The sequence below is a fragment of the Brevibacillus sp. BD137 genome, assembly GCF_041644655.1.
Lineage (GTDB): Bacteria > Bacillota > Bacilli > Brevibacillales > Brevibacillaceae > Brevibacillus > Brevibacillus brevis_D.
Genome location: NZ_JAOTNO010000030.1, coordinates 1 through 7,096, shown reverse-complemented (window position 1 = coordinate 7,096; position 7,096 = coordinate 1). Strand labels below are relative to the sequence as shown.

At 44.5% G+C, this 7,096-nt stretch carries 4 protein-coding genes; 2 read left to right on the top strand and 2 right to left on the bottom strand.

Annotated features, from left to right (window positions below):
- Positions 1 to 286: 286 nt before the first annotated feature.
- Complete coding sequence (locus tag ODZ53_RS29385; RefSeq protein WP_172801940.1) at positions 287 to 1,378, bottom strand: HD-GYP domain-containing protein; 1,092 nt, start codon at positions 1,376 to 1,378, stop codon at positions 287 to 289.
- 165 nt (positions 1,379 to 1,543) lie between these two features.
- On the bottom strand, positions 1,544 to 4,069 hold the full coding sequence (gene gyrA, locus ODZ53_RS29380; protein ID WP_372681945.1) for a DNA gyrase subunit A: 2,526 nt from the start codon (positions 4,067 to 4,069) through the stop codon (positions 1,544 to 1,546).
- Between the two features lie 562 nt (positions 4,070 to 4,631).
- On the opposite strand from gyrA, the gene ODZ53_RS29375 reads away from it, so the two are divergent.
- Positions 4,632 to 5,321 (top strand): response regulator transcription factor, encoded by a 690-nt coding sequence (locus tag ODZ53_RS29375; protein WP_173627957.1) that lies wholly within the window; start codon positions 4,632 to 4,634, stop codon positions 5,319 to 5,321.
- Positions 5,318 to 6,697: a sensor histidine kinase gene (locus ODZ53_RS29370; protein ID WP_372681943.1), complete on the top strand. Its 1,380-nt coding sequence runs from the start codon at positions 5,318 to 5,320 to the stop codon at positions 6,695 to 6,697. Before ODZ53_RS29375 ends, ODZ53_RS29370 begins: the two co-directional genes overlap by 4 nt.
- The last annotated feature ends 399 nt before the right edge of the window (positions 6,698 to 7,096 follow it).

Here is a 7,096-nt window from a genome sequence, read left to right as displayed (position 1 = left end):
TTCGTCTCTCTCGAGGCGACTTTTCTATCTTATCATACCGCCTAGCTTTTCGCAAGATCTTTTTTTGGAAAATCTTGTTTCGCTTAGCGGCGACAATTTAATACTTTATCAAACAATACTCAAGAAGTAAATAGCTTAATTGGCTTTCTTCTTGAAGTGTTGCTTCAATCGAAGCGACAAGATGTATCTTATCACGTATTTTTAAACAACACAAGAGGTTTTTATAATTAAATTGAATTTTTTTAAATTATATTAAAAGAGAGGCGAATGATTCGCCTCTCTCCTTTTACTGTTCCATTACTCTCACAATAGATAAATGTCGAGCTTCAACTAGGTTTACGATTTTTCCACCTGTTTCAACCATTGGTCTCGTTGGGTGATTACGATCTGTAAATACAATCTTCCCAATTGTTCCATCACTTAATTCAACCAGCGTTCCTACAGCGAATTGAGTGATCCCCTCCACAAATGATCGAACAATGGTAGGATCAAGCTTTCCGAAGCTATCCTGCACTAATTGCTCCACGACTTGATAGGGAGACAACGCCTTTTGATGCACACGATCCGAGCTCATTGCATGATACACATCGGCCACAGCAACAATTTTGCTGTATAAATGCAGTTTAGAACCAGGCAAACCTAATGGATAGCCTGAACCATCTTCTCGCTCATGATGTTGCAAAGCCGCTAATGCTACACCTTCACTTAAACCGTGGGATGACTTAATAATTTGGTAGCCATAAACGGTATGCTTCTTCATCTCTTCGAATTCATCTGGCGTAAGCTTCCCTGGTTTTTGCAAAATCCGCCGATCAATTTTCGTTTTTCCTATATCGAGCAATGTACCCGCCAATGCGACCTGCATCCATTCCTTCTCAGGTACCTTGACCCATTTTGCAATCATATAAGAAATAATCCCAACCGCTACGGCATGCTCGTAGGCATAGCTATCCATCTTTGCAAAGCGCCGAAGGGAGAGAAGAACTTGTGGTTGCTGCTGAAACTCCGTAATGATCGGCGTAACAACTTCCCTGACTTCCATAACTGGTATGTTATTGCCGCCTTGTACGCGGGTCATCAAATTCTTCAGTGTAGACACTGCTTTATCAAATGACTCCTGAAAGACAGGTTTAGCTTGGGTAAACTTATCAGAAGCTTCTGGCGCATCTACCTTAGTTGAGGTTGGTTCACCTTGGTCAGTCAAATCCCCTCCTGAATCCTCTACTTGTACCTGCTTGATCATGAACGCTTCTAAGAATTGCACTTCCCGTTCATAGAGAGGGGTTCCTTTTGCAAAAAGAATGCCTCCCAATGCTGTAAATACGTCTTCAGCCAATTTCGCTCCAAGAGTCAGTTGTTTCACTTCCACATTGGGCAACCTGCTCACCACCCGATCCAACTTGTTAATGATATAGTATCCATTTCCCAATTTTACTTCAAACCCAAACCATTTGCAGGAAAAAAGCAATGGGTTGAACAAACTTTTGTACTTACACAGAAAAAACGCCCCACATTATGCGGGACGCTTTCGTCATGATTTTCTTTATTCCTCTGTCGGTTCGGTAGGCTCGGTTGCTTCGACAGTCTCTCCGTCTTGCAGATCTTCGATTCCCTCTTCCGCATCTTCATCCGTCATATCCTCTTCTTCAGTTGGAGGACACTTGGCGACTGATCCCACTTGCTCATTTTCAGACAAACGGATCAGTTTCACACCTTGCGTGTAGCGCCCCATCACAGAAATACCTTTCATTTCTGTACGAATGATGATACCGGAAGTGGTAATAATCATCAGATCTTCTTCAGGCTCAACGACTTTCAGACCGACGACCGGACCGCTACGATCCGTTACATTGTGTGTCTTAATTCCTTTACCGCCACGAGATTGAATGCGGTATTCATCGACAGGAGTCCGTTTTCCGTAACCATTCGCCGTTACAATGAGCACTTCTGCATTTGGTTTGATAACGTCCATATCAATGACATCATCATCGTCGTCAAGGGTAATCCCCTTCACACCGGTGGCGTTACGTCCCATCGTGCGTACGTCTCCCTCATTGAAACGGACGGACATACCTTTATGAGTACCCATGATGATTTGCTGTTGGCCATCCGTCAGACGAACACCAATCAACTCATCATCTTCGCGCAGGTTAACGGCAATTAGCCCGCCTTTGCGAATATTTCCATAGGACTCCAGCGTGGTTTTCTTAATAATCCCCTTCTTGGTCGCAAAGAACAGGTAATGTTCTTGATCAAACTCTTTCACAGGGATTACCGCACTAACCCGCTCCCCTTTTTCAATCTGAATGAGATTGATGATTGGGGTACCTTTTGCTGTCCGGCTCAGGTCAGGAATCTCAAATCCTTTTAGGCGATACACCTTCCCTTTGCTCGTAAAGAACATGATGTAATCATGCGAATTGGTAATGTACAGATGCTCGACAAAATCGTCATCCTTTGTTCCCAATCCCTGCACGCCACGTCCACCACGTTTTTGCGAACGGTAGGTCGAAACAGGCAGACGCTTGATATAACCGTCATGCGTCAGGGTGATTACGACATCTTCCTCTGGGATCAAATCAGCATCTTCGATATGATTCTCATCAAAAGTAATTTCTGTGCGCCTTTCATCGCCAAACTTCTCTTTGATCTCACCCAGCTCATCGCGGATGATCGCGTAGATTTTGGCTTCGTCTGCAAGAATAGCACGGAGTTCTGCGATTTTTACCATGAGCTCCTGGTATTCGTTCTCAATTTTTTCACGCTCCAAACCAGTCAGGCGTTGCAGACGCATATCGAGAATCGCCTGTGCCTGCTCGTAGGACAAGGAGTAATTCTCCATGAGTCCTGTGCGAGCTTCTTCCGTGGTTTGAGAAGCACGAATCAAGCTGATAATCTCGTCAATATGATCCAATGCAATACGCAAGCCTTCCAAGATGTGCGCACGGGCTTCTGCTTGCTTGAGATCGTATTCGGTCCTTCTGCGGATAATGACACGTTGGTGCTCCAAATAGTAATAGAGCATGTCACGCAGATTCAATACACGCGGGCGACTGTCAACGAGTGCCAGCATATTCACACCAAATGTAGACTGCATTTGGGTATGCTTAAACAGATTGTTCAATACAACCTTTGGAATGACGTCACGGCGCAATTCCATGACAATACGCATTCCTTTGCGGTCAGACTCATCACGAAGGTCAGTAATGCCTTCGATTTTTTTCTCGCGCACTAGCTCCGCGATTTTTTCCACGAGTCTAGCCTTGTTCACCTGATAAGGGATCTCTGTTACGATGATGCGCGGTTTGCCTTTCCCATCCTCTTCAATCTGGGTTTTGGCGCGCATAATAATGGAACCACGGCCTGTTTCATAGGCACGGCGAATACCACTGTAACCGAGAATCTCCCCCGCTGTAGGGAAGTCAGGTCCCTTGATGATTTTCATCAAATCTTGAATCGTAATATCAGGATTGTCGATCATGGCAATGACACCATCAACAACTTCCGTCAAGTTATGTGGCGGAATATTGGTGGCCATACCTACAGCAATCCCTGATGCACCATTCAAAAGCAGGTTCGGGAAACGAGAAGGCAATACAACCGGCTCTTCTTTGCGTCCGTCGTAGTTAGGAATGAAATCGACCGTTTCTTTATCAATATCGCGCAAAAGCTCCAGCGCGAGCTTGGAAAAACGCGACTCCGTATAACGCATCGCCGCTGCCGGGTCGCCGTCTACAGAACCGAAGTTCCCTTGCCCTTCAACCAGCATGTAGCGCATGTTAAAATCTTGGGCCATACGTACCATCGCTTCATAGATGGAAGAGTCACCATGCGGATGGTAGTTCGCCATTACTTCCCCGACAACGTTTGCCGATTTACGGAACGGCTTGTCAGGAGTAAGGCCCATATCATGCATGGCATACAAAATACGCCTGTGTACAGGCTTCAAACCATCGCGAACGTCAGGCAAAGCCCGACTGACGATAACGCTCATCGCATAGCTAATGAACGATTCTCTCATTTCGTGGCTAATATCGACTTTTGGAAACCGAGCAGTTTCTTCTGCCATAAAGGGTAAACCTCCAACTGGTTATCACAATACTTCATTATACCATATAGAGAGAGGACACGTCCAAAAAAACCACTTGAATCAATCCATTTCCCTAAGAATTCCCTCTGAATTGGTCTTACACTCGGGCATTCCGTTTCACCCCTAAATATTCCAGCTTTGTTTCACGCTGGATCACACAAAAACAAAAAAGGCCCCCTACATTCTGGCGCCTAGAATTTCATGTCTTTTTACATGTAGTTATCATCATCTTTACAGCTTCACGACCATTTCCAATTCAGAGAAGCGAATCATTGTCTTCGTATCGATTAACAATCCGAACGTAATCGCGATCATCTGTAGTAGTTTTCTCATGGTGTATCCCTCCGTTATTGAATGTACTTTCATTTTACAGAGTATGACCACGTAGTCCTATCGATTTGGGTTTCAACTTCCTTACACTATTGTAAGAAACGTAGGAAAGGAAGTATGGGAAAAGTGTGGGAAATGCCTCCAACAACTGCTTAAGTCTGTTTGAAGATGTACAATAAAGTGAGAATCTTAAGGTTCGCGGAGGAATCCCATGAAGATCTTTCACATTGCTATCGTAGACGATGACATCAATATTCGTCAGATCGTCGAAGCCTATCTGCAAAAGGAAGGCTATGTTACAACTGCCGTTGAATCAGCCGAAGAGGCTATTACTTTAGAGCAAGAGAATCCCCCCGATCTATGGGTATTGGACATCATGTTGCCAGGTATGAATGGCTATGAGTTTTGCCGACGTATTCGTGCTGGCTCAGAAACGCCTATCATCATGGTTTCCGCACGCGACGAAGAAGTAGACAAGATTCTTGGACTAGAGCTAGGAAGCGACGATTATCTCACCAAGCCTTTTAGTCCCCGTGAATTAGTGGCACGTGTGAATCGGGCACTCCAGCGTTGGAAACAAATGAAATCCCATGCGGAAGAAACAGCTATTAGCGCTCTTGTTTTAGATAAGGAAAAACGTCTTGTATATTCTTTTGGGGAGGAAGTAGAGGTGACCTCGAAAGAGTTTCAAGTGCTCAGCCTTTTATCGGAGCACCCGAATCGGGCCTTTTCCCGTGATGAGCTGCTCTCTCTTATATGGGGATTTGATTATTTTGGAAGTGATCGAGTGGTTGATGATCTCATTCGTCGTATCCGAAAAAAGCTGGATAAGATTCCTCTTGAGACGGTTTGGGGCTTTGGGTATCGCCTGCGAACTTTGGAAGGAACGAAAGATGAATGAGTATCCAATTTCGCATTACGTTGATGTTCGCCCTTCTTCTCTGTCTTGTCATGGGGGTATCAGCTTTCCTGATCAATTCGTTTTTGCTCGATAATTTAATTGAGCAGCAAAAGAATGAATTAAACCTAAAAGGTCGATTCTGGATCGAAAAAATGAACGAATCGAATGTAAAGATTGAAACAGAGGGAGTCGCAGAACTCGAAAAGCTTCTCGTCTCCAATCGCAAGATAGAAGTTTTGCTCTTAGGCAAAAAGAAAAAAGTACTTTACACGTCCCTGCCTTCTTCCAATTTGAATGGGTGGATGGATGCCCTTGAGCGTAAAGCGGAGAAAAGGCAAAATCGAAACATATGGATTGTCGGAAGCGATGATTATGTGGTCGTTAACCTGCCTTTTAAAAACGACGAAAAGCAACGACTGATTCTGGCCTCTCCTGTACGTGGACTTAAAGACACTCGTATGGAAATGACGAATAACATCTTGCTCATCGTTTTGATTGGAGCCGTATCTACCATTTTGCTCAGCTTTTTTATTACGCGTAGTATGGTGCAGCCACTGCATAAATTGACGAGAGAAATAAAAAAGGTTCAAGCACGGCGTTTTTCCGAGGTCCAACTCATTCCTGCACGCGGTGAAATTGCTGAAGTCTCGAATAGTGTTTACTCCATGGCACAAGAGCTCGATCGTTTTCATGAAATCCAGCGGCAATTTTTACAGAATGCTTCCCACGAGCTAAAAACCCCTCTCATGTCCATTCAAGGATATGCCGAGGGGATTCGCGATGGTGTTTTTGTTGATGATGCTGCTGAAAAGGGGTTTGATGTCATCGTAGAGGAAACCAATCGATTGAAGCATATTGTGACTGAAATTATATTGTTGGCCAAGCTTGAAGGTGAAGAGAATTTGTTTGATCCCTCGTGGCATTCAGCTACCGACCTGGTGACTCGTACCATTGAGCGTTTACACCCTTTGCAGCTCCAACACAATGTAACGATTTCAGTACGTCCGACTAAAACCAATGACGTAGTGTATGTAGATGAAGGAAAGTTTCTTCAAGCCCTGTTGAATATCATTGGAAATGCTTTGCGCCATGCCAAGGATCAGATCACGATCGAAATTAAATCAGGCAAACGTCAACTCCAGATAGAAGTACAAGATGACGGGGAGGGCATCTCGGAAGAACTTCTCCCTCATTTATTTCATCGTTTTGTGAAAGGAAAAAATGGTGATGTCGGACTGGGGCTAGCTATTTCTCGCGCAATTATCGAACGTTCACACGGCTGTCTTCAGGCAGAAAACGGCCCACTCCACGGCGCTATCTTCCGCATCACCCTCCCCTTGTATCCCCAGCCTGAAAACTCACGAACACCCGAGTGATCTAGTGTCCACTCGGGTGGTTTTCTTTCCATCTATATATTTACCGCTACATGTTCCCGGAAACTTTCGCCGCAAGCGCGTTCCTTCCAATTCGCATAACTTTAAATGACTCCTCCGTAAGCAGCCACAGCAGTACCTAATTGATGTGCAGCCAATAGCTACCCAATCTAAGCCATAGAAGACAATGAATAAGCCAAAAGTAAGCGTAGAAGAGGATAACGCTGCGGGAAGTAGCATTACCGAAAATCCAGCTAGAAGAGGGAGAAATATCAGCTATCCTGTTAGTGGAGCCGACTGGGAGAAGCTTGTTTCATAATGACATAACTCTTTTTTTAAAAAACATACGTCAGAAACTTCAGTTTTCAAATAGTACAAAAAAACCATCCGACTTGGATGGTC